The organism is Pseudomonas sp. AU11447 (genome assembly GCF_001672555.2).
Taxonomy (GTDB): Bacteria; Pseudomonadota; Gammaproteobacteria; order Pseudomonadales; family Pseudomonadaceae; genus Pseudomonas; species Pseudomonas nitroreducens.
On record NZ_LZDG02000089.1, the window covers coordinates 150,545 to 171,003 of the forward strand.

At 64.5% G+C, this 20,459-nt stretch carries 19 protein-coding genes; 5 read left to right on the plus strand and 14 right to left on the minus strand.

The features are described 5' to 3' along the window. Positions 1 to 83 precede the first annotated feature (83 nt). Together rho and trxA are read right to left on the minus strand one after the other, a co-directional pair. Entirely contained in the window at positions 84 to 1,346 is a 1,263-nt protein-coding gene (rho, locus tag A6723_RS28510; RefSeq protein ID WP_015475046.1) for a transcription termination factor Rho, read from the minus strand. A 237-nt stretch (positions 1,347 to 1,583) separates the two neighbouring features. Continuing rightward, positions 1,584 to 1,910, minus strand: a complete 327-nt coding sequence (gene trxA, locus A6723_RS28515) for a thioredoxin TrxA (RefSeq protein ID WP_015475045.1) — start codon at positions 1,908 to 1,910, stop codon at positions 1,584 to 1,586. A gap of 190 nt (positions 1,911 to 2,100) precedes the next feature. Between trxA and ppx the strand changes: the two genes are divergently transcribed. After that, on the plus strand, positions 2,101 to 3,603 hold the full coding sequence (ppx, locus tag A6723_RS28520) for an exopolyphosphatase (RefSeq protein ID WP_054910220.1): 1,503 nt from the start codon (positions 2,101 to 2,103) through the stop codon (positions 3,601 to 3,603). Positions 3,604 to 3,802: 199 nt separating this feature from the next. Here ppx and ppk1 read toward each other — a convergent pair whose 3' ends face one another. Further along, positions 3,803 to 6,007, minus strand: coding sequence for a polyphosphate kinase 1 (gene ppk1 / locus A6723_RS28525; RefSeq protein WP_054910218.1), 2,205 nt, complete (start codon positions 6,005 to 6,007; stop codon positions 3,803 to 3,805). Between the two features lie 20 nt (positions 6,008 to 6,027). Continuing rightward, entirely contained in the window at positions 6,028 to 7,047 is a 1,020-nt protein-coding gene (hemB, locus tag A6723_RS28530) for a porphobilinogen synthase (protein ID WP_054910217.1), read from the minus strand. Positions 7,048 to 7,279: 232 nt separating this feature from the next. Here hemB and A6723_RS28535 point away from each other — a divergent pair, with 232 nt between their 5' ends. Further along, entirely contained in the window at positions 7,280 to 7,840 is a 561-nt protein-coding gene (locus A6723_RS28535) for a DedA family protein (protein WP_054910216.1), read from the plus strand. 13 nt (positions 7,841 to 7,853) lie between these two features. Here the strand turns inward: A6723_RS28535 and A6723_RS28540 are convergent, their stop codons facing one another. After that, positions 7,854 to 9,092, minus strand: coding sequence for a sterol desaturase family protein (locus tag A6723_RS28540; RefSeq protein WP_054910215.1), 1,239 nt, complete (start codon positions 9,090 to 9,092; stop codon positions 7,854 to 7,856). Between the two features lie 127 nt (positions 9,093 to 9,219). Between A6723_RS28540 and elbB the strand changes: the two genes are divergently transcribed. Next, a complete protein-coding gene (gene elbB / locus A6723_RS28545) occupies positions 9,220 to 9,870 on the plus strand; it encodes an isoprenoid biosynthesis glyoxalase ElbB (protein WP_054910214.1) in 651 nt (216 codons plus the stop codon). 145 nt (positions 9,871 to 10,015) lie between these two features. Here elbB and A6723_RS28550 read toward each other — a convergent pair whose 3' ends face one another. The 6 genes from A6723_RS28550 to A6723_RS28575 all read right to left on the minus strand — a co-directional run bounded on the left by A6723_RS28550 (position 10,016) and on the right by A6723_RS28575 (position 16,721). Next, a complete protein-coding gene (locus tag A6723_RS28550; protein ID WP_054910213.1) occupies positions 10,016 to 10,486 on the minus strand; it encodes a YaiI/YqxD family protein in 471 nt (156 codons plus the stop codon). A gap of 71 nt (positions 10,487 to 10,557) precedes the next feature. After that, on the minus strand, positions 10,558 to 12,459 hold the full coding sequence (locus A6723_RS28555; protein ID WP_054910212.1) for a cytochrome c/FTR1 family iron permease: 1,902 nt from the start codon (positions 12,457 to 12,459) through the stop codon (positions 10,558 to 10,560). Between the two features lie 139 nt (positions 12,460 to 12,598). Beyond that, complete coding sequence (locus tag A6723_RS28560) at positions 12,599 to 13,228, minus strand: LysE family transporter (RefSeq protein WP_054910211.1); 630 nt, start codon at positions 13,226 to 13,228, stop codon at positions 12,599 to 12,601. 245 nt (positions 13,229 to 13,473) lie between these two features. Next, positions 13,474 to 14,232, minus strand: coding sequence for a TerC family protein (locus A6723_RS28565; protein WP_054910210.1), 759 nt, complete (start codon positions 14,230 to 14,232; stop codon positions 13,474 to 13,476). A gap of 15 nt (positions 14,233 to 14,247) precedes the next feature. After that, complete coding sequence (locus A6723_RS28570; RefSeq protein WP_054910209.1) at positions 14,248 to 14,811, minus strand: mechanosensitive ion channel family protein; 564 nt, start codon at positions 14,809 to 14,811, stop codon at positions 14,248 to 14,250. After that, positions 14,811 to 16,721 carry an ATP-binding cassette domain-containing protein gene (locus tag A6723_RS28575; RefSeq protein ID WP_054910208.1) on the minus strand — a complete coding sequence of 637 codons (1,911 nt, stop codon included), beginning with the start codon at positions 16,719 to 16,721 and terminating at the stop codon, positions 14,811 to 14,813. Before A6723_RS28575 ends, A6723_RS28570 begins: the two co-directional genes overlap by 1 nt. A 47-nt stretch (positions 16,722 to 16,768) precedes the next feature. Here A6723_RS28575 and A6723_RS28580 point away from each other — a divergent pair, with 47 nt between their 5' ends. Then, positions 16,769 to 17,233: a TIGR02444 family protein gene (locus tag A6723_RS28580; protein WP_054910207.1), complete on the plus strand. Its 465-nt coding sequence runs from the start codon at positions 16,769 to 16,771 to the stop codon at positions 17,231 to 17,233. 3 nt (positions 17,234 to 17,236) lie between these two features. On the opposite strand, the gene A6723_RS28585 is transcribed toward A6723_RS28580, so the two are convergent. Beyond that, positions 17,237 to 18,415 (minus strand): AlgP family protein, encoded by a 1,179-nt coding sequence (locus tag A6723_RS28585; protein ID WP_054910206.1) that lies wholly within the window; start codon positions 18,413 to 18,415, stop codon positions 17,237 to 17,239. Between the two features lie 372 nt (positions 18,416 to 18,787). Between A6723_RS28585 and A6723_RS31945 the strand changes: the two genes are divergently transcribed. Continuing rightward, on the plus strand, positions 18,788 to 19,006 hold the full coding sequence (locus A6723_RS31945) for a hypothetical protein (RefSeq protein ID WP_139093093.1): 219 nt from the start codon (positions 18,788 to 18,790) through the stop codon (positions 19,004 to 19,006). 190 nt (positions 19,007 to 19,196) lie between these two features. Here the strand turns inward: A6723_RS31945 and A6723_RS28590 are convergent, their stop codons facing one another. Both A6723_RS28590 and A6723_RS28595 read right to left on the minus strand, forming a co-directional pair. Then, a complete protein-coding gene (locus A6723_RS28590; protein ID WP_024766399.1) occupies positions 19,197 to 19,664 on the minus strand; it encodes an Rsd/AlgQ family anti-sigma factor in 468 nt (155 codons plus the stop codon). Positions 19,665 to 19,921: 257 nt separating this feature from the next. Next, on the minus strand, positions 19,922 to 20,407 hold the full coding sequence (locus A6723_RS28595; protein WP_054910205.1) for a disulfide bond formation protein B: 486 nt from the start codon (positions 20,405 to 20,407) through the stop codon (positions 19,922 to 19,924). Positions 20,408 to 20,459: the final 52 nt, after the last annotated feature.

Below are 20,459 nucleotides of genomic sequence, written 5' to 3' on the forward strand. Positions count from 1 at the left end.
TGATGCGACAGTCTACCGCCTATCAGCGCCGGGCAGAAACACGAAGGCCGGGTTTCCCCGGCCTTGTGTGGTTCGAACCGCGCTTACTTGCTGCGCTTCATCGAGTCGAAGAACTCGTCGTTCGTCTTGGTCTGGCGGAGCTTGTCCAGCAGGAACTCGACCGCGGCGATCTCGTCCATCGGGTGGAGGATCTTGCGCAGGATCCACATGCGCTGCAGCTCTTCCTCACCGGTGAGCAGCTCTTCGCGACGGGTGCCCGAACGGTTGATGTTGATCGCCGGGAATACGCGTTTTTCCGAAATGCGACGGTCGAGGATGAGTTCCGAGTTACCGGTACCCTTGAATTCCTCGTAGATCACTTCGTCCATCTTCGAGCCGGTTTCGATCAGCGCGGTGGCGAGGATGGTCAGCGAACCGCCTTCCTCGATGTTGCGCGCGGCGCCAAAGAAGCGCTTGGGCTTTTCCAGGGCGTGGGCGTCGACACCACCGGTAAGCACCTTGCCGGAGCTCGGGATCACGGTGTTGTAGGCACGGGCCAGACGGGTGATGGAGTCGAGCAGGATGATCACGTCCTTCTTGTGCTCGACCAGACGCTTGGCCTTCTCGATCACCATCTCGGCAACCTGCACGTGGCGGGTCGGCGGCTCGTCGAAGGTGGAAGCGACCACTTCGCCGCGCACGGTGCGCTGCATCTCGGTCACTTCTTCCGGGCGCTCGTCGATCAGCAGGACGATCAGGTGGCACTCGGGGTTGTTGCGGGTGATGTTCGAGGCAATGTTCTGCAGCATGATCGTCTTGCCCGCTTTCGGCGGGGCGACGATCAGGCCGCGCTGGCCCTTGCCGATCGGCGAGCAGAGGTCGATCACACGGCCGGTGAGGTCCTCGGTGGAGCCATTGCCGGCTTCCATGGTCAGGCGCTTGGTCGGGAACAGCGGCGTCAGGTTCTCGAAGAGAATCTTGTTCTTCGCGTTCTCCGGACGATCGAAGTTGATCGAGTCGACTTTCAGCAGGGCGAAGTAACGCTCGCCTTCCTTCGGCGGACGAATCTTGCCGATGATGGTATCGCCCGTGCGCAGGTTGAAGCGACGGATCTGGCTGGGCGAGACGTAGATGTCGTCCGGGCCGGCCAGGTACGAGGAATCGGCGGAGCGCAGGAAGCCGAAGCCATCCTGGAGAATCTCCAGCACGCCGTCACCGGAGATTTCCTCGCCGCTTTTCGCGTGCTTCTTCAGCAGCGCGAAGATGATGTCCTGTTTGCGCGAACGAGCCATGTTTTCCAGGCCCATGGCATCGGACATTTCCAGCAATTCGGCAATCGGCTTTTGCTTGAGTTCGGTCAGATTCATAGAAGGGACGTAAATACGCTGAAAGGGGAAAAGGGAACAAGCGTGATGCTTGAAGAGCCGCGCCGTAGATGACGGACAGGATCGCTTGGAATTCGAATGGGAAGTGCGTCGGCGACGGCTTGCAGGGGACAACGAAAAACTCGTTGTGGCCCGAATTTAACACCCGAGTTTCGGAGCGTCTAGGGGCAGAAAGAAAAAAGCCCCGCGAATCTGCGGGGCTTTTCGGACTTCGTCGACTCAGATGTTGCTGTCGAGGAAGGCAGCCAGCTGCGACTTGGACAGTGCGCCGACCTTGGTGGCTTCGACGTTACCGCCCTTGAACAGCATCAGGGTCGGAATGCCACGCACGCCATACTTCGGCGGGGTGTCCTGATTCTCGTCGATGTTCAGCTTGCAGACTTTCAGCTTGCCCTGATAGTCCTTGGCGATCTCGTCGAGTACCGGGGCGATCATCTTGCACGGGCCGCACCATTCGGCCCAGTAGTCGACCAGCACGGGACCGTCGGACTTCAGTACGTCCTGCTCGAAGCTGGCATCGGTAACATTGACGATATGTTCGCTCATGTATTCTCTCCGTCAATCGGATGCGAAAAAGTGTCCGCCATCATATCCCGCCTCGGCCCACACCGAAAGGCGCAGCCGATTGAGTATATCTATCGCTGCCGCGGCGACTTCTGATCGGTGACAACCCCTTCATTGGCACTACCTGCCTAAAATGGCAGGATGTCTCTCGTATTTTTCCGGACCTGCCCCTATGCCCCATACCCCTGCCAAGACCTTCCCGATGATCGCGGCCATTGACCTTGGCTCGAACAGCTTCCACATGGTTTTGGCGAAGGCCGATCACGGAGAGATCCGCATCCTCGAGCGCCTGGGGGAAAAGGTCCAGCTGGCCGCGGGCATCGGTGAAGACCGCATGCTCACCGCCGAAGCGATGCAGCGCGGCTACGACTGCCTGAAGCAGTTCGCCCAGTTCATCAACGGCATGCCGCCCGGTTCGGTGCGTGTCGTGGGCACCAACGCCCTGCGCGAGGCTCGCAACCGCGCCGAATTCATCCGCGTCGCCGACCAGATCCTCGGTCATCCGGTGGAGGTCATCTCCGGCCGTGAAGAGGCGCGCCTGATCTACCTGGGCGTTTCCCACACCCTGCCGGACAACCCCGGCAAGCGCCTGGTGGTCGACATCGGCGGCGGCAGCACCGAGTTCATCATCGGCCAGCAGTTCGAATCGCAGTTGCGCGAGAGCCTGCAGATGGGCTGCGTGAGCTTCACCCAACGCTACTTCAAGGACGGCAAGATCACCCCGGCGCGCTACGCCCAGGCCTATACCTCGGCCCGCCTGGAGCTGATGAGCATCGAGAACAGCCTGCGACGCCTGGGCTGGGACGAGGCGGTCGGCGCCTCCGGCACCATCCGCGCCATCTGCCTGGCGATCCAGGCCGGCGGTCACGGCAACGGCGAGATCAACCCCGAAGGACTGGCCTGGCTCAAGCGCAAGATGTTCAAGCTGGGCGAGGTCGAGAAGCTCGACATCGACGGCATCAAGCCTGACCGCCGGCCGATCTTCCCGGCCGGCATGGCGATCCTCGAGGCACTGTTCGACGCCCTCGAACTGACCCGCATGACCCATTCCGAAGGCGCCCTGCGCGAAGGCGTGCTCTACGACCTGCTGGGCCGCCACCACCACGAGGACGTCCGCGAGCGCACCATCGGCGCGCTGATGGAGCGCTACCACGTCGACCCGGAGCAGGCCGCGCGCGTCGAGGCCAAGGCGCTGGAGTCCCTGGAACAGGTCGCCAAGGCCTGGGACCTGACCGACGAAGGCCACCGCGAGTTGCTGATGTGGGCCGCCCGCGTGCACGAACTCGGCCTGGACATCGCCCACTATCACTACCACAAGCACGGCGCCTACCTGCTGGAGCACTCGGACCTGGCCGGTTTCTCGCGCCTGGACCAGTTGACCCTGGCGCTGCTGGTGCGCGGCCACCGCCGCAACATCCCGGTGGACAAGTTCAACGAGCTGGGCGATGAGGGCGACAAGCTGATCCGCCTGTGCGTCGTATTGCGCTTCGCCATTCTCTTCCACCACATCCGTGGTACCCAGGAAATGCCGGCGGTGGCCCTGAAGGCTTCGGGCAAATCGCTGGACGTGCGCTTCCCCGACGGCTGGCTGGCGGCCAACCCGCTGACCCAGGCGGACTTCGAGCAGGAAGCCGAATGGCTCAAGCGCGTGGGTTATTCGCTCAGTGTGAGCTGATCGCGCCCGCGAAAGACAAAGGCCCCGGCGCGCAAACGCCGGGGCCTTTTCATTTCGAGCGTCACCATGACCTGTAGGACCGAGGGGGATGCCCAGTCCTTGCTCGCGAACCGCAAGCCCGCAGCAGGAATTGCTCGCTCCTGCGAACAGCCCAAGAAAAAGCCCTGCCGAGGCAGGGCTTTCGATACCACCAGCCTGATCAGCGAACGCTGATCACCGGCGTGCACAGGCGCTCCAGCAGCGTCGCCTGGGCGTTGCGGGCGTTCTGGTTGCCGCTGGGGCTCTGCCGAACGTAGCTGCCGTCGGACTGCAGCACCCAGGCCTGGGTATTGTCGGTCAGGTAGGACTCCAGCTCCTTCTTCACCCGCAGCACGAGCTTCTTGCCTTCCACCGGGAAGCAGGTCTCCACGCGCATGTCGAGGTTGCGCTCCATCCAGTCGGCGCTGGAGAGGTAGAGCTTCTCCTCGCCGCCATTGAGGAAGTAGTAGATCCGGCTGTGCTCGAGGAAACGGCCGATGATCGAGCGCACCTGGATGTTGTGCGAAACCCCCGGCACGCCCGGACGCAGGCAGCACATGCCGCGCACCACCAGGTCGATCTTCACGCCGGCCTGGCTGGCCTTGTACAGCGCACGGATGACCTTGGCATCGGTCAGTGAGTTGACCTTGGCCATGATGTGCGCCGGCTTGCCCTCGGCGGCCTGGGCAGCCTCGCGGTTGATCATCTCCAGCAGGTTCTTCTTCAGGGTGAAGGGCGCGTGCAGGAGCTTCTTCATGCGCAGCGTCTTGCCCATGCCGATCAGCTGGTTGAACAGCTTGTGCAGGTCCTCGCAGAGCGCCACATCGGCGGTCAGCAGGCTGTAGTCGGTGTACAGGCGCGCGTTGCCGGCGTGGTAGTTGCCGGTACCCAGGTGCGCGTAGCGGCGCAGCTCGCCATCCTCGCGACGCAGGATGAGCATCATCTTGGCGTGGGTCTTGAAGCCGACCACGCCGTAGATCACTACTGCACCGGCCTGCTGCAGACGGCTGGCCAGTTGCAGGTTGGACTCTTCGTCGAAGCGCGCCCGCAACTCGATCACCACGGTCACTTCCTTGCCGTTGCGCGCGGCTTCCACCAGCGCGTCGACGATCTCGGAGTTGGCGCCGGAGCGGTACAGCGTCTGCTTGATCGCCAGCACGCTGGGGTCCTTGGCAGCCTGTCGCAGCAGGTCGACCACCGGGGTGAAGGACTCGAACGGGTGCATCAGCAGCACGTCGAGCTTGCCCAGCACGTTGAACAGGTTTTCCTTCTTCTGCAGCAGCTTGGGGATCGTCGGGGTGAACGGCGGCGACTGCAGCTCCGGATGGCTGGCCAAACCGGTGACGCTGAACAGGCGCGTCAGGTTGACCGGCCCGCTGACGCGGTACAGCTCTGTCTCGGACAGGCCGAACTGCTTGAGCAGGTAGTTGGACAGGGGCACCGGGCAGGTATCCACTACCTCCAGGCGCACGGCATCGCCGTAGCGGCGCGAGAACAGCTCGCCGCGCAGCGCGCGGGCCAGGTCCTCGACGTCCTCGGCGTCCACCGAGAGGTCGGCGTTACGGGTCAGGCGGAACTGGTAGCAGCCCTTCACCTTCATGCCGTGGAACAGGTCGTCGGCGTGGGCGTGGATCATCGACGACAGGAACACGTAGTTGTCGCCCGGCCCTGCGACTTCTTCCGGCAAGCGGATGATCCGCGGCAGCGAGCGCGGCGCCGGGATGATCGCCAGGCCGGAGTCGCGACCGAAGGCGTCCAGGCCTTCGAGCTCGACCATGAAGTTCAGGCTCTTGTTCACCAGCAGCGGGAACGGGTGGGTCGGGTCGAGGCCGATCGGGGTGACGATGGGGGCGATTTCGTCGCGGAAGAAGCGACGGACCCAGGCCTTGATCTTCGGCGTCCAGTAGCGGCGGCGGATGAAGCGGATGTCGTGCTTGGCCAGCTCCGGCAACAGGATGTCGTTGAGGATGCTGTACTGGCGGGCAACCTGCTCGTGCACCTGCTCGCTGATGCGAGCCAGCGCCTGGTGCGGCAGCAGGCCGTCGGCGCCGGCCTGCTCGCGGGCGAAGGTGATCTGCTTCTTCAGGCCGGCAACGCGGATCTCGAAGAATTCGTCGAGGTTGCTGGAGAAGATCAGCAGGAACTTCAGGCGTTCCAGCAGCGGGTAGGACTCATCCAGCGCCTGCTCCAGCACGCGGATGTTGAACTGCAGCTGCGAGAGTTCGCGATGAATGTAGAGGGCACTGTCGTCCACGTTGATTGCCGGCACCGCCGGTTCGACGGGCGGTGCCGGCGTCTCGACCACCTCCGCTACGACGACTTCGGTGACTTCAGCAGTGGTGTCAGCTTCGATAACTTCGGTTTCGCTAATGCCTTCGGTATTCATCGCTCGTCTCATCGACGGGGTCAGCCCCCGCTTTTCATTTTCAATTGTTGTGCCGCGCGCTTGGCGAAGTAGGTCAGGATGCCATCTGCGCCCGCGCGTTTGAAGGCCAACAGCGATTCGAGGATCACCGCCTCGCTGAGCCAGCCATTGTTGATCGCGGCCATGTGCATCGCGTACTCGCCGCTGACCTGGTAGACAAAGGTCGGGGCGCGGAATTCGTCCTTGGCACGGCGCACTATGTCGAGATAGGGCATGCCCGGCTTGACCATGACCATGTCGGCGCCTTCGGCGAGGTCAGCGTAGATCTCGTGCAGCGCTTCGTCGCTGTTGGCCGGGTCCATCTGGTAGGTGGCCTTGTTGCCCTTGCCCAGGTTGGCGGCGGAACCGACGGCGTCGCGGAACGGGCCGTAGTAGGCGCTGGCGTACTTGGCCGAGTAGGCCATGATGCGGGTGTTGATGTGGCCGGTGGACTCCAGGGCCTCACGGATGGCGCCGATGCGGCCGTCCATCATGTCCGACGGAGCCACGACCTGGGCGCCGGCTTCGGCGTGGGAAAGCGCCTGCTTGACCAGCACATCGACGGAAATGTCGTTCAGAACGTAGCCGTCCTCGTCGAGGATGCCGTCCTGGCCGTGGCTGGTGAACGGGTCCAGCGCCACGTCGGTGATGATGCCCAGCTCCGGGAAGCGCTCACGCAGGGCGCGGGTGGCGCGCTGGGCGATGCCATCGGGGTTGAAGGCTTCGGCGCCATCGAGGGATTTCTTCTCCAGCGGGGTCACCGGGAACAGCGCCAGTGCCGGGATGCCCAGCTCCACCAGCTCTTCGGCTTCCTTGAGCAGCAGGTCGATGGACATGCGCTCCACACCAGGCATCGAGGGCACTGCTTCACGCTGGTTCTTGCCGTCGAGGACAAACACCGGAAGGATCAGGTCGTTGGCGGTCAGGACGTTTTCGCGCACCAAGCGGCGGGAAAATTCGTCACGACGGTTACGACGCAGTCGAGTGAAGGGGAAGGCACGATCGGCGGGAATGAAGCTCACGGCGTACTCCAGGGCCTGAACAGCAGGCACAGTCTGACAGTTATAGCCCTGAATTATGACCGATTGGTAACAACCGGTAACAGTGACCCTTGGTCGCGGCATCCTGCCGCAGCGGCATGCCGCCGCTCTGCACGGGCACAGACTTGTTCCAGGTCAGTTGTGCGGACCGGGATACCTTCCCTGCGGGCGACAACCGGGTTAGGCTTCGCGTTCATTTCGCTGCGTTGCCTCGATAATGCTCCAACAATTCCTGCAGGATTTCGGCTACTTCGCGCTGTTTCTCGGCACGTTCTTCGAGGGTGAGACCATTCTGGTCCTGGCCGGCTTCCTGGCTTTCCGCGGCTACATGCAGCTGGAGTACGTCATCGCGGTGGCGTTCTTCGGCAGTTACGCGGGCGACCAGCTCTGGTATTTCCTCGGCCGCCGCCACGGTCGCAAGCTGCTCGCGCGCAAGCCGCGCTGGCAGAAGATGGGTGACAAGGCGCTGGAGCATGTGCGCAAGCATCCCGACCTATGGGTGCTGAGCTTCCGCTTCGTCTACGGCCTGCGCACCGTGATGCCGGTGGCCATCGGCCTGTCCGGCTACCCGCCGGCGCGCTACCTGCTGCTCAACGGCATCGGGGCCATCGTCTGGGCCACAGTACTGGGCAGCGCCGCCTTCTACTTCGGCAGCGTGCTCGAAGGTGTGCTGGGCAACATCAAGAAGTACGAGCTCATGGTCCTTGGCGGACTCGTGGTGATCGGCCTGCTGTTCTGGCTCCGCCGCCGCTACAAGGCCAGCAAGTCCGAGTAATCGCGCTGACTGATCAGGCCGCCTGCGGCAGACGCTCGGCGCGCCGCAGGCCGAGCAGACCGATCAGGCTGAGCAGCGAGTAGACCGCCAGCGCCCAGGGCGCCCACTGCGGCAACTCAATCCCTCCCCATAGCGCCAGCGCCGCGACTGCCGGCACGTTCAGCGCCAATCGCAGCAGTTCCAGGCGCAACGCCCAGGCGCGGTTCTCCAGCCAGCAGCCGATGGCGTAGAGACCGAAAGCCATCCAGCCCCAGCCGATCACCAGGGGCAGCACTTGCCAGCCCTCCCCCACGCCCAGCAACCAGGTACCGACCACCACATAGGTGGCGAACTGCAGAGCGGCGTACCACTGCCGGCCGCGCGTCAGCGGCACCTCGAACTTGCGGAAGGCCGCCAGGTCAGGCTTGGCCATGGGATAACGCTGGGCGACGTCCTCGGGGCGCCAGCCGGTGCGCATGAACCAGATGCGCAGCTTGTCCCACAGGCTGCCGGCACGGCGCGCATCGTTCCACAGGTGCGCATAGACCTGCAGGTTGGCCCACAGCGGGTTCCAGCTGGCCAGGGGGACCGTCACGCCGAACACCACCGGCTCTTCGTCCAGCTCTTCCTGGAAGGTGCCGAACAGGCGATCCCAGAGAATGAACACGCCACCGTAGTTGCGATCCATATAGACAGGATTCTGTGCGTGGTGCACGCGGTGGTTGGACGGGGTAATGAAAACCCATTCGAACCAGCCCAGCTTGGGAATGTGCCGGGTGTGCACCCAGAACTGGTAGAGCAGGTTCAGCGCGCCGACGGTAAGAAACACCAGCGGCGGCACCCCGGCGATGGCCATGGGCAGGTAGAAGATCCAGCCGAAGAGGAAGCCGGTGCTGGTCTGCCGCAGCGCGGTGGAGAGGTTGTAGTCCTCGCTCTGGTGGTGCACCGAATGCGCGGCCCAGAGCACGTTGCGCTCATGGCCGAGGCGGTGGTTCCAGTAGTAGCAGAAGTCGTAGAAGACGAAGGCGAACGCCCAGACCCACAGGCTTTTCGCCGACAGGTCGAACAGCGCGAGGTGCTGCCAGGCGATGGTGTAGGTCACCACTGCCAGCCCCTTGGTCAGCAGGCCACTGGTGGTCGACAGGACCCCCGCACTGAGGCTGTTCAGCGCATCGCTCAGGCGATAGGTGCGCAGGCCGCGCCAGCGGTCAGCGAGCAACTCGACCACAATCAGCAGGAAAAAGAATGGCACGGCGAAGAGGATGTAGTTCATGGCACGACCGAATCGTTATGCTTATGAGGAAGGATCCTAGTCCCTTGCCCGCCGCCGGCCACGGCCGCCGGCGACAGCCCGGGCGGCATATCGCGACAGCCCCGGCCCCCTTGAACAGGAGCAGTCCATGAAGAAAGTTGCCGTTATCCTTTCCGGTTGTGGCGTCTACGACGGCGCGGAAATCCATGAAAGCGTGATCACCCTGCTGCGCCTGTCCCAGCGCGGCGCCCAGGTACAGTGCTTCGCGCCGAACATCGAGCAGCACCACGTGCTGAACCACCTGACCGGTGAGGAAATGGCCGAGAAGCGCAACGTCCTGGTGGAGTCTGCACGTATCGCCCGTGGCGAGGTGAAGGATATTCTCGAGGCCAAGGCCGAGGACTTCGACGCTCTGATCGTGCCCGGCGGCTTCGGCGCGGCGAAGAACCTCAGCGACTTCGCCTTCAAGGGCGACCAGTGTCAGGTGCAGCCGGACGTGCTGGCGCTGGCCAAAGCCTTCGCCGCCGCGAAGAAGCCGGTTGGCCTGATCTGCATCGCCCCGGCCATGGCCGCGCGCATCTTCGGTGAAGGCGTCGAGTGCACCATCGGCACCGACGAGAGCACTGCCCAAGCGCTGACCAGCATGGGCGCCAAGCACATCGACTGTGCCGTGGAAGACATAGTCGAAGACAAGGAGCACAAGCTGGTCACCACTCCCGCCTACATGCTCGCGCAATCCATCGCCGAAGCCGCCAGCGGCATCAACAAGGCGGTCGATCGGGTGCTGGAGCTGGCCTGAGGCTCCTCGACTGAGGCGTTCGCCAGCAAGCTCGCTCCTGCGAAGAGCGGCTGCGACCTGCAGGAGCGAGCCTGCTCGCGAACTGCCGCAACGCCGACGTAGCCCAGCGGAATAAAAACGCCCGGCATTGCCGGGCGTTTTCGTTTCAGGCCTTGCGGCTCTCCGCCTCGCGCATGAGGCGCGTCAGCAGGCGGTCCAGGCTGTTGGCGAAGGCCTGGCGGTCCTTGTCGCCGTAGGGCGCCTGCCCTCCTCCCACCTGGCCCTGCTCGCGCAGGTCGGTGAACAGGTTGCGCACGGCCAGGCGTTCGCCCATGTTCTTCTCGTCGAACTCGCGGCCTCGCGGGTCCAGCGCATCGACTCCCTTCTTCACCAGCCGGTCGGCCAGCGGCACGTCGCTGCAGATCACCAGGTCGCCCGGCTCAGCCTGCTCCACCAGGTAATCGTCGGCGGCGTCCATCCCGCTGGGCACGACAATCAGGCTGACGCAGGCGAACGGCGGCTTGGCCACGGGCTGCCCGGCGACCATCACCACCTCCAGCTTGCGCTTGAGAGCGAACTTCGCCACCAGGTCCTTGGCCGCGCGCGGGCAGGCGTCGGCATCGATCCAGATACGCATCGGAAAACCATTCTCCAGAAAGCACGACGGCCAGTATCGCACTGGCCGTCGTGTATCGCTCAGCTATCGCCTCAGGAAGAGGCCACCTCGGCCGCCTTGCGGCGCTCGGAGAAGTAGCTGCGCCCGTAAAGCACAGCCACTGCCAGCAATGCCGCGACCTGGGCCGACAGCGAATAGGCGTCGGCCTTGATGCCGAGCCAGTCGAAGTCGAAGAACGGCACCGGGCGGGTGCCGATCACGCCGGCTTCCTGCAGGGCGACCACGCCGTGGCCGGCGAAGACCACCGACAAGGCGCAGAGCAGCGCGGCGTTGACGGTGAAGAACAGCTTCAGCGGCAGCTTCGCCGAGCCGCGCAGGATCACGAAGGCAATCGCGATCAGGACCACCACGGCGGTGCCCGCACCGGCGATCACCGCGTTGTGACCGGCCGGGCCGGCCTGCAGCCAGAGGGTCTCGTAGAACAGGATGACCTCGAACAGCTCGCGGTAGACCGAGAAGAATGCCAGCACGGCGAAGCCGAAGCGTCCGCCGCCGCCCACCAGGCTGCTGCGGATGTAGTCCTGCCAGGCAGCGGCATGGCGGCGGTCGTGCATCCACACGCCGAGCCAGAGCACCATCACGCAGGCGAACAGCGAGGTGAAGCCCTCCATCAGCTCGCGCTGGGCGCCGCCGATATCGATCACATACGCCGCGACTGCCCAGGTGGCGAAGCCGGCGACGAAGGCCAGGCCCCAGCCGATGTGCACGCCGCGCACGGCCTTCTCCTGCCCGGTGTTGCGCAGGAAGGCGAGGATCGCCGCCAGCACCAGGATCGCTTCCACGCCTTCGCGCAGGAGGATCAGCAGCGCCGAGAGGAAGCTGATGGAGAAGCTCAGCGAGTCGCCGCTCAGGGCCTTGGCGGCATCCACCAGCTTGGCCTTGGCCAGCTCCAGCTGCTGGGCCGCCTCGGCTTCCGGCAGGCCATCACGCAGCGCCTGGCGGTAGGCCATCAGTTGCTTCTCGGTGGCCTTGCGCAGGTCGGCGTCGACGTTGTCCAGCGACGACTCCACCAGCTCGAAGCCTTCCAGGTACGCGGCGACGGACAGGTCGTACGCCTGGTCGTGGTCGCCGGAACGGTACACGACGAAGCTCTTGTCCAGGGTCGCGCTGGTGTAGTCGATCAGTTGCGCCGGGCCACGGTGTTCCAGCGGCGGGTGCGCACGCAGGGCGCGGAAGCTTTCGGCCGCGGCCTCGCCGTCGTGATCGGCGACATCCGCTGGCGTCTGGGTCGACAGGGTGGCCAGCGGGTAGGCGTGAGCCGGGTCGACCTTGGCCTGGCCGGCGCTGAGGCTGGCGACATAGGACGCGAGGTCCCAGCGCTGACGCTCGTCGAGCTGGTCGGCGAAGGCCGGCATGTCGGTACCGGAAACACCCAGGCCGATGACGTTGCGCAGATCGTAAAGACTGAGCTGGTCGAGGCGCACGCGGTCGGTCAGGTTGGCCGGCGGCGGCTCCAGGCCAATACCGGCCGGGCCATCGCCCTTGCCGGCGTCGCCGTGGCAGATCGAACACTGCTGGGCGTACACCTCGGCGCCGCGGGCCGGGTCCGGGGTGATCGCGGGGGTCTGTACCACCTGGTAGATGTCGGCGACGCGTGCCTCCAGGTGACGAGCCTGCTGGGCAACCTGCTTGCCCGGCTGACGCTGCTCGATGGCCTGTTTGAGGCTCGCGGCGTCCTTTTCCAGGTCGGCGCGCTCAGGGCGCGCCGGCAGGGTGAGGATCAGCGAATGGAGATTGCCGACGAATTCCAACTGCTCCTTGTATTCGCTGTTGTTGATTACCTTGCCGTCGGCGACGGTGGCGGGGTAGTCAGCAGCGAGGTAACTGAGCAGGTGAAGCGCTTGAGCCGGGTCGACAGCCGGGTCGGCGTGAGCTCCAAGGCTGAAAAGGCCGACCAGCGGCAACAGCCAGACGAAAAGTTTGGAGGGGCGCATACGGGAAGTTAAATGAGAATGAAAGAGATTAAATTGTCACCTCAGGTTTCCGTCTATGCAAGGACAATGTCCCGCAGAGCTGCGCCCGAAGTATTCGTGCGGCCACGCCCGCACTTCCGCCAGCGCCCCTCAAACGCCCTCAGGCCGGGGCTCGGCGCACAGTAGCAAGCAGCGCGGCGGCACCCACGAAGAGGGTAGCGAAAGTACGATTCATCACCCGCTGCTGGCGCTGCGAGCGCAGCGCACGCAGCACGCGGGCGGCCAAACCGGTGTAGCCGGCCATGACGATCAGGTCGACGGTGATCATGGTGGCGCCCATGATCACGTACTGGATCGCCATCGGCCGATGCGGGTCGACGAACTGCGGCAGTACCGCGAGCATGAAGATCACCGCCTTGGGGTTGCTGGCATTGACCAGGAAGCCGCGCAGCACCAGGGTCAGCGGCCGCCCGATGGGGCGCTCGCCACTCGCCGCCATCACCTGCGGGGCAGCAGTCCACTGGCGGTAGGCGAGATAGACCAGATAGACCACGCCGAACCACTTGATCGCGCTGAAGGCCACTGCCGATGCCGAAAGCAGCGCGCCGACGCCGGCCGCGACGATGGCGATCTGCAGGGCGAGGCCGATCTGCAGGCCAAGGGCATTCCAGTAGCCGCGCCAGAAGCCGTATTGCAGCCCGCAGGACATCGAGGCGATGGCCCCGGCGCCGGGCGACAGGCTGATCACCCAGCAGGCAATGAAGAAGGCGAACCAGGTACTGGCGAGCATTGCGGACCTCACGGCGCCCAGGCAGGCGCAATAATTTGTTACGGAGGCCCAGTGTGCCTCAGTCAGGCTGCGCCGCCCAGCGCTACCGACGAAGGTCGGGTGAACCTTGCAGGAGCGAGCTTGCTCGCGAACCGCCTCAGCTGCGGAGTCGCTGGAAACTCTCTTCGCGAGCAAGTTCGCTCCTGCGAAGGGCCCAAGAAAAAGCCCGGCAACAGGCCGGGCTTTTTTTCGTCAACGCAGGCCGATCAGCTCGGAATGTCCTTGCGCAGCTTCACCGGCTCCTCGCCGCGCTTGCGCGCCAGGGCGCCGCGCAGGCGAATGTTGATCGCCTCCACTGCCAGCGAGAAGGCCATGGCGAAGTACACGTAGCCCTTGGGCACGTGGATCTCGAAGGCTTCGGCGATCAGCACGGTGCCGACCACGATGAGGAACGACAGCGCCAGCATCTTCAGCGACGGGTGCTTCTCGATGAAGGCACTGATGGTGCTGGCCGACAGCATCATCACGCCGACCGAAATGACGATGGCCGCCACCATCACCGGTACATGCTGCACCAGGCCCACGGCGGTGATCACCGAGTCCAGGGAGAAGACGATGTCGATGATCGCGATCTGGATGATGATGCCCATGAAGCCGCGGGACTTGCCGCCCTGCTGGCCGCCCTCTTCCGCGCCTTCGAGGCTGTGGAAGATTTCCATGGTGCTTTTGAACAGCAGGAACAGGCCACCGAAGAACAGGATCAGGTCGCGCCCGGAAATGCCGTGATCGAACACGGTGAACAGGTCCGCGGTGAGGCGCATGACCCAGGTGATCGACAGCAGCAGCAGGATACGCGTGCCCATCGCCAGGGCCAGGCCGAAGAAGCGCGCCTTGGGTTGCTGCTCGGGCGGCAGGCGGCCGACCAGGATCGAGATGAAGATGATGTTATCGATGCCCAGTACGATTTCCAGGGCAGTCAGGGTCAGAAAGGCAACCCAGATCTCAGGGCTTGTGAGCCATTCCATAGTGGGAGACGTCCGTCAGGGGGTGGTGGGAAAGTTCGGCCCGCGCCAACGGCGAATGGCCTTCTGGAAGAACAGATTGTTCGGTACTTGCAGCAGTGCGCCGGGCGCGCCGTCCTCGGCAACTTCTTCCAGCGTGGTGTAGAGCAGGTTGATTGCCACCACCCGGCCTTTCACACCGGGCTTGTCGGCGGACTCGATGACTTCCACCCGGTCGCCCAGGCGGAACGGCCCCATGGTGAAGATCATCAGGGCGCAGAACAGGTTGGAGAGCACGCTCCAGATGGCGAAGAAGGCCACGGCGGCGACGGCCGCAAAGCCGGTCAGCGCAGCCCACAGCACGTCCGCGGACACACCCAGGCGCTCCAGCACCAGCATTACCGCCGAGCCCATGATCAGCCAGCGCAGGCCGCCGCGCAGGGGCAGCAGCAGTTCCGGCGGCATCGGGTAGCGCTCACCGAGGCGACTGAGTGCGCGCGTCACGATGCGCTGCACCACCCAGGCCAGCAGCAGGATGAGGATGATCTGCCCGCCACGCAGCAGTGGTTCGCTCCACGCCACCAGCAGGTTCACGTCACCCATCACTCACTGGCCTCGAGCTGGCGCTGCAGTTCTTCGAGGGTTTCCAGGGCCATCAGCCAGGACTCTTCCAGCTCGCTTTCGCGGGTCTTGAGAGTTGCCTGGCGAGCCAGCAGGTCACGCAGTTCGTCCTTGCGCGCAGCTTCGTAGAGGGCGCTGTCGCCCAGGCGCTCCTCCAGTTCGGCGAGCTGCTCGTGGACCTTGCCCAGCTCCTTCTCCAGCTTGTCGGCTTCGCGCTTGTGCGGGGCGAGTTGCTGGCGCAGCGCAGCGGCCGCCTGACGCTGGGCGCGCTTGTCGGTCTTGTCGCCGGCGGGAGCAGCGGGCGAAGACGGCGTCTGACGGGCGCGGAAGTCCACCAGCCAGCGCGCGTAATCGTCGAGGTCGCCATCGAACTCGCGGATGCGCCCATCGGCCACCAGCAGGAATTCGTCGGTGGTGCTCTTGAGCAGGTGACGATCGTGGGACACCACCACCACGGCACCGGAGAACTCCTGCAGCGCCAGGGTCAGCGCCAGGCGCATTTCCAGGTCGAGGTGGTTGGTCGGTTCGTCGAGCAGCAACAGGTTGGGCTTCTGCCAGGCGATCAACGCCAGGGCCAGGCGCGCCTTCTCGCCGCCGGAGAAGTTCAATACTGGCTCGTCGCAGCGCTCGCCGCGGAAGTCAAAGCCGCCGAGGAAATCGCGCAGGGTCTGCTCGCGCTCAGCCGGCGCGATGCGTGCCAGGTGCAGCAGCGGGCTGGCCTTGGGGTCCAGCGAGTCGAGTTGGTGCTGGGCGAAGTAGCCGATGGCGAGGTTTTCACCGCGGGCGAGCTCGCCGTCCAGCAGCGACAGGTCGCCGGACAGGGTCTTGATCAGGGTCGACTTGCCCGCGCCGTTGGGGCCGAGCAGGCCGATGCGCGCGCCGGGCACCAGCTGCAGCTTGACCTTCTCCAGCACGGTCTTGTCGCCGTAGCCCAGGCGAGCCTCGGAGAGGTTGAGCAGCGGGCTGGAGATCTTGTCGGACTCACGGAAGGCGAAGTCGAACGGCGAATCGACGTGGGCCGGCGCCAGTTCTTCCAGGCGTTCCAGTGCCTTGATCCGGCTCTGCGCCTGACGGGCCTTGGTGGCCTGGGCGCGGAAGCGGGCAATGTACTTTTCCATGTGCGCGCGTTGCGCCTGCTGCTTCTCGTACGCCTGTTGCTGCTGGGCGAGGCGTTCGGCGCGGGTGCGCTCGAAGGCCGAGTAGCCGCCGCGATACAGGGTCAGCTTGCGCTGTTCGAGATGGGCGATGTTGTCCACCACGGCATCGAGGAAATCGCGGTCGTGGGAGATCAGCAGCAGCGTACCCGGATAGCCCTTGAGCCACTCTTCCAGCCAGAGGATGGCGTCGAGGTCCAGGTGGTTGGTCGGTTCGTCGAGCAGCAGCAGTTCGGACGGGCACATCAGCGCCTGCGCGAGGTTCAGGCGCATCCGCCAGCCACCGGAGAAGTCGCCGACGCGGCGGTCCATCTGCTCGGGCGTAAAGCCAAGCCCCGCCAGCAGCTTGCGCGCACGGGCGTCGGCGGTGTATCCGTCGGCACTGTCCAGCTCGCTGTGCAGGCGCGCCAGGGCAGTGCCATCGTGGGCGTCTTCGGCCGCGGCAAGGTCCGCCTGGATCTTGCGCAGGTGCACGTCGCCGTCGAGCACGTAGTCGACGGCGAGGCGGTCGAGGGTCTCGACCTCCTGGCGCATGTGCGCGATACGCCAGTCCGCTGGCAGGTAGCAGTCGCCGGCATCCTGGCCAAGCTGGCCGCGCAGCAGGGCGAACAGGCTCGACTTGCCGGCGCCGTTGGCGCCAATCAGGCCGACTTTCTGTCCGGCGTGCAGGGTGAGTTCGGCACCTTCCAGCAAGCGCTGGGGGCCACGCTGTAGCGTAAGATTTTGTAGTCGAATCATGGCGGCGGAGTTTATCAGCTTCGCCTGGCAATCGCTGTGGGTGCTCTATGTCTGATGATGTCTGGTCGTATGCGCTGAAACTCTACGCCCGCCCTGGGGTTGAAGCGGCTTGCCTGTCGTTGCAGGAAGGCGGTGCGGATGTCTGCCTGCTGCTCGCTTCGGCCTGGCTGGGAAGCGCTGGCGTGACCTTCTCGCCATCGCGGATGAGCGCGCTGGAATGTGCTGCGCGGGAGTGGCGCGAGGAAGTGATAGTGCCGCTGCGTTCGCTGCGTCAGCGCTGGCGCGAATCGGCGATGCAGGACGCAGAACTGGCGCCGCTGCGAGAGCGGATCAAGCAGCTCGAACTGGAAGCGGAAAAGGTGCTGCTGGGGAGACTGGAGGCGGTGGCAATCGGCTGGCCACGAGGTGAGGCGCAGGAACTGGTGTACTGGCTGGAAGCTGCAGCCGGTGAAGCGGGCGGCTTGCGCCGCGATGCGCAGGAAACCCTGCGCATCGCGGCGAGCCTCTCCTGAGCCTCAGGAAGCGCTGGAGGAGGTGCTGCTGGCCGGAGTCGCCGGCGCCGCAGTAGCGCTGGAAACCGGAGCAGCGGCCGGAGTGCTCGGCTGGGCAGCCGGTGCGCTCGGAGCAGCCGGAGCGGCCGGTTTGGCAGCGGTGGCGGGCTTGGGCGCAGCAGGCTTGGCGGCCGGTTTTGCGGCAGGCTTGGCAGCGGCCTTCACCGCGGGTTTGGCAGCCGGTTTCGCGGCGGGCTTGGCAGCGGCGGCAGGCTTGGCAGCCGGTTTCGCGGCGGGCTTCGCAGCAGGTTTGGCAGCAGCGGGCTTGGCGGCAGCAGGCTTGGCAGCGGCTTTCGCGGCGGGCTTGGCGACAGGTTTGGCAGCGGCTTTCGCAGCAGGCTTGGCAGCCGGTTTCGCGGCTGGTTTGGCAGCAGGCTTGGCGGCAGCAGCGGCAGGCTTAGCAGCGGGTTTGGCTGCCGGCTTGGCGGCGGCTTTCGCAGCAGGCTTGGCGGCTGGCTTCGCGGCAGCTTTGGCAGCCGGCTTGGCAGCAGCGGGTTTTGCAGCGGCAGTTTTCGCAGCCGGTTTGGCAGCGGTTTTAGCGGCAGGCTTGGCGGCGGGTTTCGCGGCAGGCTTGGCAGCGGCTTTGGCAGCAACAGGCTTGGCAGCGGCAACCTTGGCAGCCGGTTTCGCAGCAGGCTTGGCAGCGGATTTCACGGCAGGCTTGGCGGCGGGTTTGGCAGCGGCTTTAGCGGCCGGTCTGGCGGCAGCCTTGGCAACCGGCTTGGCAGCAGCAGCGACCGGCTTGCGGGTAGCGAGGGACTTGCCAGCGGCTTCCTTCACCTTGGTCACGCCCTGGGCGAGCTTCAGGCTCTCCTGCACATCACGCTTGAGATTGGCGATGTAGGCACGAGTTTCGGTCTGACGGGTCTTCAGGACATCCAGGGCGCCGTCGATATCGGCGATGGTCGACTTGGCTTTTGCCTGCGCCTTCGCCTTGCCGGCCTTGGTCGCGTCCTGCAGTTTGGCGCGAGCCTTGTGCAGCTTCTCCTGTGCCTTGCCGCGTTGTTTCTCGAGCTTGGCGAGCAGCTTTTCGGAATCGACCAGCGCCTGCTTGCAGGCACCTTCGAGGTGTTCGATCAGACTGTTGGACAACTGGTGCAGCAGATGCAACGGAGTGGTGACGGGTTTCTTGTTGGCCGACATGACGTGCCTCCTGGCGGACGTGGTTGCGCCCATACTAGCCCCGCTGATGGCCTCTCGCCAATGTCCTGATTACGCTGCAGGCCGCAGCAGGCATCGGCTTCAGAGGTTTTCAGCGGTGCGCGAAGGCGCGTTTTTTTCACTCACCCAGTGACGCTGTAACTCGCACTTGGTTCCCGCGAGTGATCGCCTGGCCACACGCAAAGCCGCATGACGCGCGGGCTTGAGCACCGAAAATATATTTTTCGAGACTGCCGCAAAGCCGCGTCACAGAGCCTTTCAAGCCATCACTCACCAGGCCGCCAGGCCGCCATTCAGAACCCACTGGTGCACCTCGACGCCGCTCGAAAATATCTCCGGCGAAGGAGCGAATCGATGCTCGCTCACACCCTTGCACACAATCGAAAAACAACCGCCTCGGGCATCGTTTTCACCTTCGAAAAATTCACGCACCACCCTCATTGCGAGCTGCCGAACGGCGTGAGTTTTCACCATGGCACACTGACGCCGAGACAAGCTGCGAAGTGCGAAAAAAATCGCGAACAGAGCCCGCCCCTGCGCTCCGGGACAATGCTGGGGAGGGACGCGAAATAGCCCCACGGCAGAGGACCGGGGCGAAGGGATGGCCTGGTACAGATTCTTCAAAAGACGACGGCGCCTTTTAACCGAACATGAACCACGAGCAGGCTCTGTCCGTGATCGGCTTGAACGGCACGAACCCAACCCTGAAACGAAAACGGCGCGATCACCGGGAGTGATCGCGCCGTTTTCGGCAACACCATGATCAGGCCAGGACGGCTTTCTGCTCGTGGGCGTTGTGCAGCACTTCGATCAGGCAATCTTCCAGTTCGAAGCGTTCGTGCAGTTGCTGGCGCAGACTCTTCAGCTCGCTGGTCAGGCAGGTGCCTTCGCGGCAGTCGCCGTTATCGCAACGATCGTTGAAGTTCAGCGCGTTGGCGGTGATGGTTTCCAGACGGGGGTAGATCTGCTTGGCCAGTTCCAGGCCCCGCGTATCACCAAAGGCCTGCGCCTCGTTCATCAGCTGTTCGTAGACTTCGAAGTGGCCCGCCGACACGTAGTCGAGCAGGAGCTGACAGAAGTTCTGGAGATTCTCGGCGTTGGTCTTCGGCGCCTGGACACCGTCCAGGGAATCGAATGCCCGGACCAACTCATGTCGATCCCGCAACCAGCGGTCGATCAGCTGGTGTACGCCTCCCCAACGTTCCTGGGCATTACGGCAGCTCTCGAGCATGTTGTCCTCACTTCCCTTTTCGCCGTCCCGGCAAAGTCCGCCCCGGGACAATATTCTGTCGAATCTCGACATCCGCGATGTGTGAAGCTTGTTCGGCGGCGGCTTTCCGACGGAGTGGAAACCCAGAGTATGCCCGCCCGTTATCGCCTTCAAGACACCAGCAGCGGGAAAATTCATACGGGCGTTTAATCGACAGACCGCGATGCCTCTGGCCTGCACCGATCAGGTGCAGGCCATGGCGCTTTGAGATGCGACGCTCAGCCGCGGCGGCGGAAGAACTGCACGATGGCGAACAGGGCGAAGCCGATGAAGGCCAGCAGGCTCCACTCCGGAATGCTCAGGCCGAGCAGGGTCCAGGAGACTTCGGCGCAGTCGGCCGAACCGTGGAACATGGTCCAGATGATGTCGGCATAGGGCATGCTCTCCATCATGTATTCCAGCGGCGGCAGGCAGGACGGCAACTGGTCCGGCGGCAGGGTCTGCAGCCACACCTGGCGGCCCGCAGTACCGGCGCCACCCAGGGCGCAGAGCAGGATCAGCACCGAGTAGACGCGCGGAGCACGGCCGTGCAGCGCGGCGATCAGCGAGAACAACCCGCAGCCGGCAAAGAAGATGCGCTGCAGGATGCACAGCGGGCAGGGCTCCAGCCCGACCATGTACTGCAGGTAGAAGCCCGTGCCGAGCATGGCGACGCAAGCGAGGAAAGCGAGGAAGAACAGGGACCGAGGGCTGGCCAGATTCATGGCGGCTCCGCTGAAAAGCGCTGTTGCAGGAAAGGCCGCTACGGTAGAGGAA

Bases quoted from the DNA above. Each gene is read 5' to 3' on its own strand.
- A6723_RS28560 (WP_054910211.1), bottom strand. From the start codon at position 13,228: ATGCTCGCCAGTACCTGGTTCGCCTTCTTCATTGCCTGCTGGGTGATC.
- ppx (WP_054910220.1), top strand. From the start codon at position 2,101: ATGCCCCATACCCCTGCCAAGACCTTCCCGATGATCGCGGCCATTGAC.
- rho (WP_015475046.1), bottom strand. From the start codon at position 1,346: ATGAATCTGACCGAACTCAAGCAAAAGCCGATTGCCGAATTGCTGGAA.
- A6723_RS28540 (WP_054910215.1), bottom strand. From the start codon at position 9,092: ATGAACTACATCCTCTTCGCCGTGCCATTCTTTTTCCTGCTGATTGTG.
- A6723_RS28555 (WP_054910212.1), bottom strand. From the start codon at position 12,459: ATGCGCCCCTCCAAACTTTTCGTCTGGCTGTTGCCGCTGGTCGGCCTT.
- A6723_RS28565 (WP_054910210.1), bottom strand. From the start codon at position 14,232: ATGGAATGGCTCACAAGCCCTGAGATCTGGGTTGCCTTTCTGACCCTG.
- A6723_RS28550 (WP_054910213.1), bottom strand. From the start codon at position 10,486: ATGCGTATCTGGATCGATGCCGACGCCTGCCCGCGCGCGGCCAAGGAC.
- A6723_RS28595 (WP_054910205.1), bottom strand. From the start codon at position 20,407: ATGAATCTGGCCAGCCCTCGGTCCCTGTTCTTCCTCGCTTTCCTCGCT.
- A6723_RS31945 (WP_139093093.1), top strand. From the start codon at position 18,788: ATGCTCGCTCACACCCTTGCACACAATCGAAAAACAACCGCCTCGGGC.
- elbB (WP_054910214.1), top strand. From the start codon at position 9,220: ATGAAGAAAGTTGCCGTTATCCTTTCCGGTTGTGGCGTCTACGACGGC.
- A6723_RS28570 (WP_054910209.1), bottom strand. From the start codon at position 14,811: ATGGGTGACGTGAACCTGCTGGTGGCGTGGAGCGAACCACTGCTGCGT.
- trxA (WP_015475045.1), bottom strand. From the start codon at position 1,910: ATGAGCGAACATATCGTCAATGTTACCGATGCCAGCTTCGAGCAGGAC.
- A6723_RS28580 (WP_054910207.1), top strand. From the start codon at position 16,769: ATGTCTGATGATGTCTGGTCGTATGCGCTGAAACTCTACGCCCGCCCT.
- A6723_RS28585 (WP_054910206.1), bottom strand. From the start codon at position 18,415: ATGTCGGCCAACAAGAAACCCGTCACCACTCCGTTGCATCTGCTGCAC.
- A6723_RS28575 (WP_054910208.1), bottom strand. From the start codon at position 16,721: ATGATTCGACTACAAAATCTTACGCTACAGCGTGGCCCCCAGCGCTTG.
- ppk1 (WP_054910218.1), bottom strand. From the start codon at position 6,007: ATGAATACCGAAGGCATTAGCGAAACCGAAGTTATCGAAGCTGACACC.
- A6723_RS28590 (WP_024766399.1), bottom strand. From the start codon at position 19,664: ATGCTCGAGAGCTGCCGTAATGCCCAGGAACGTTGGGGAGGCGTACAC.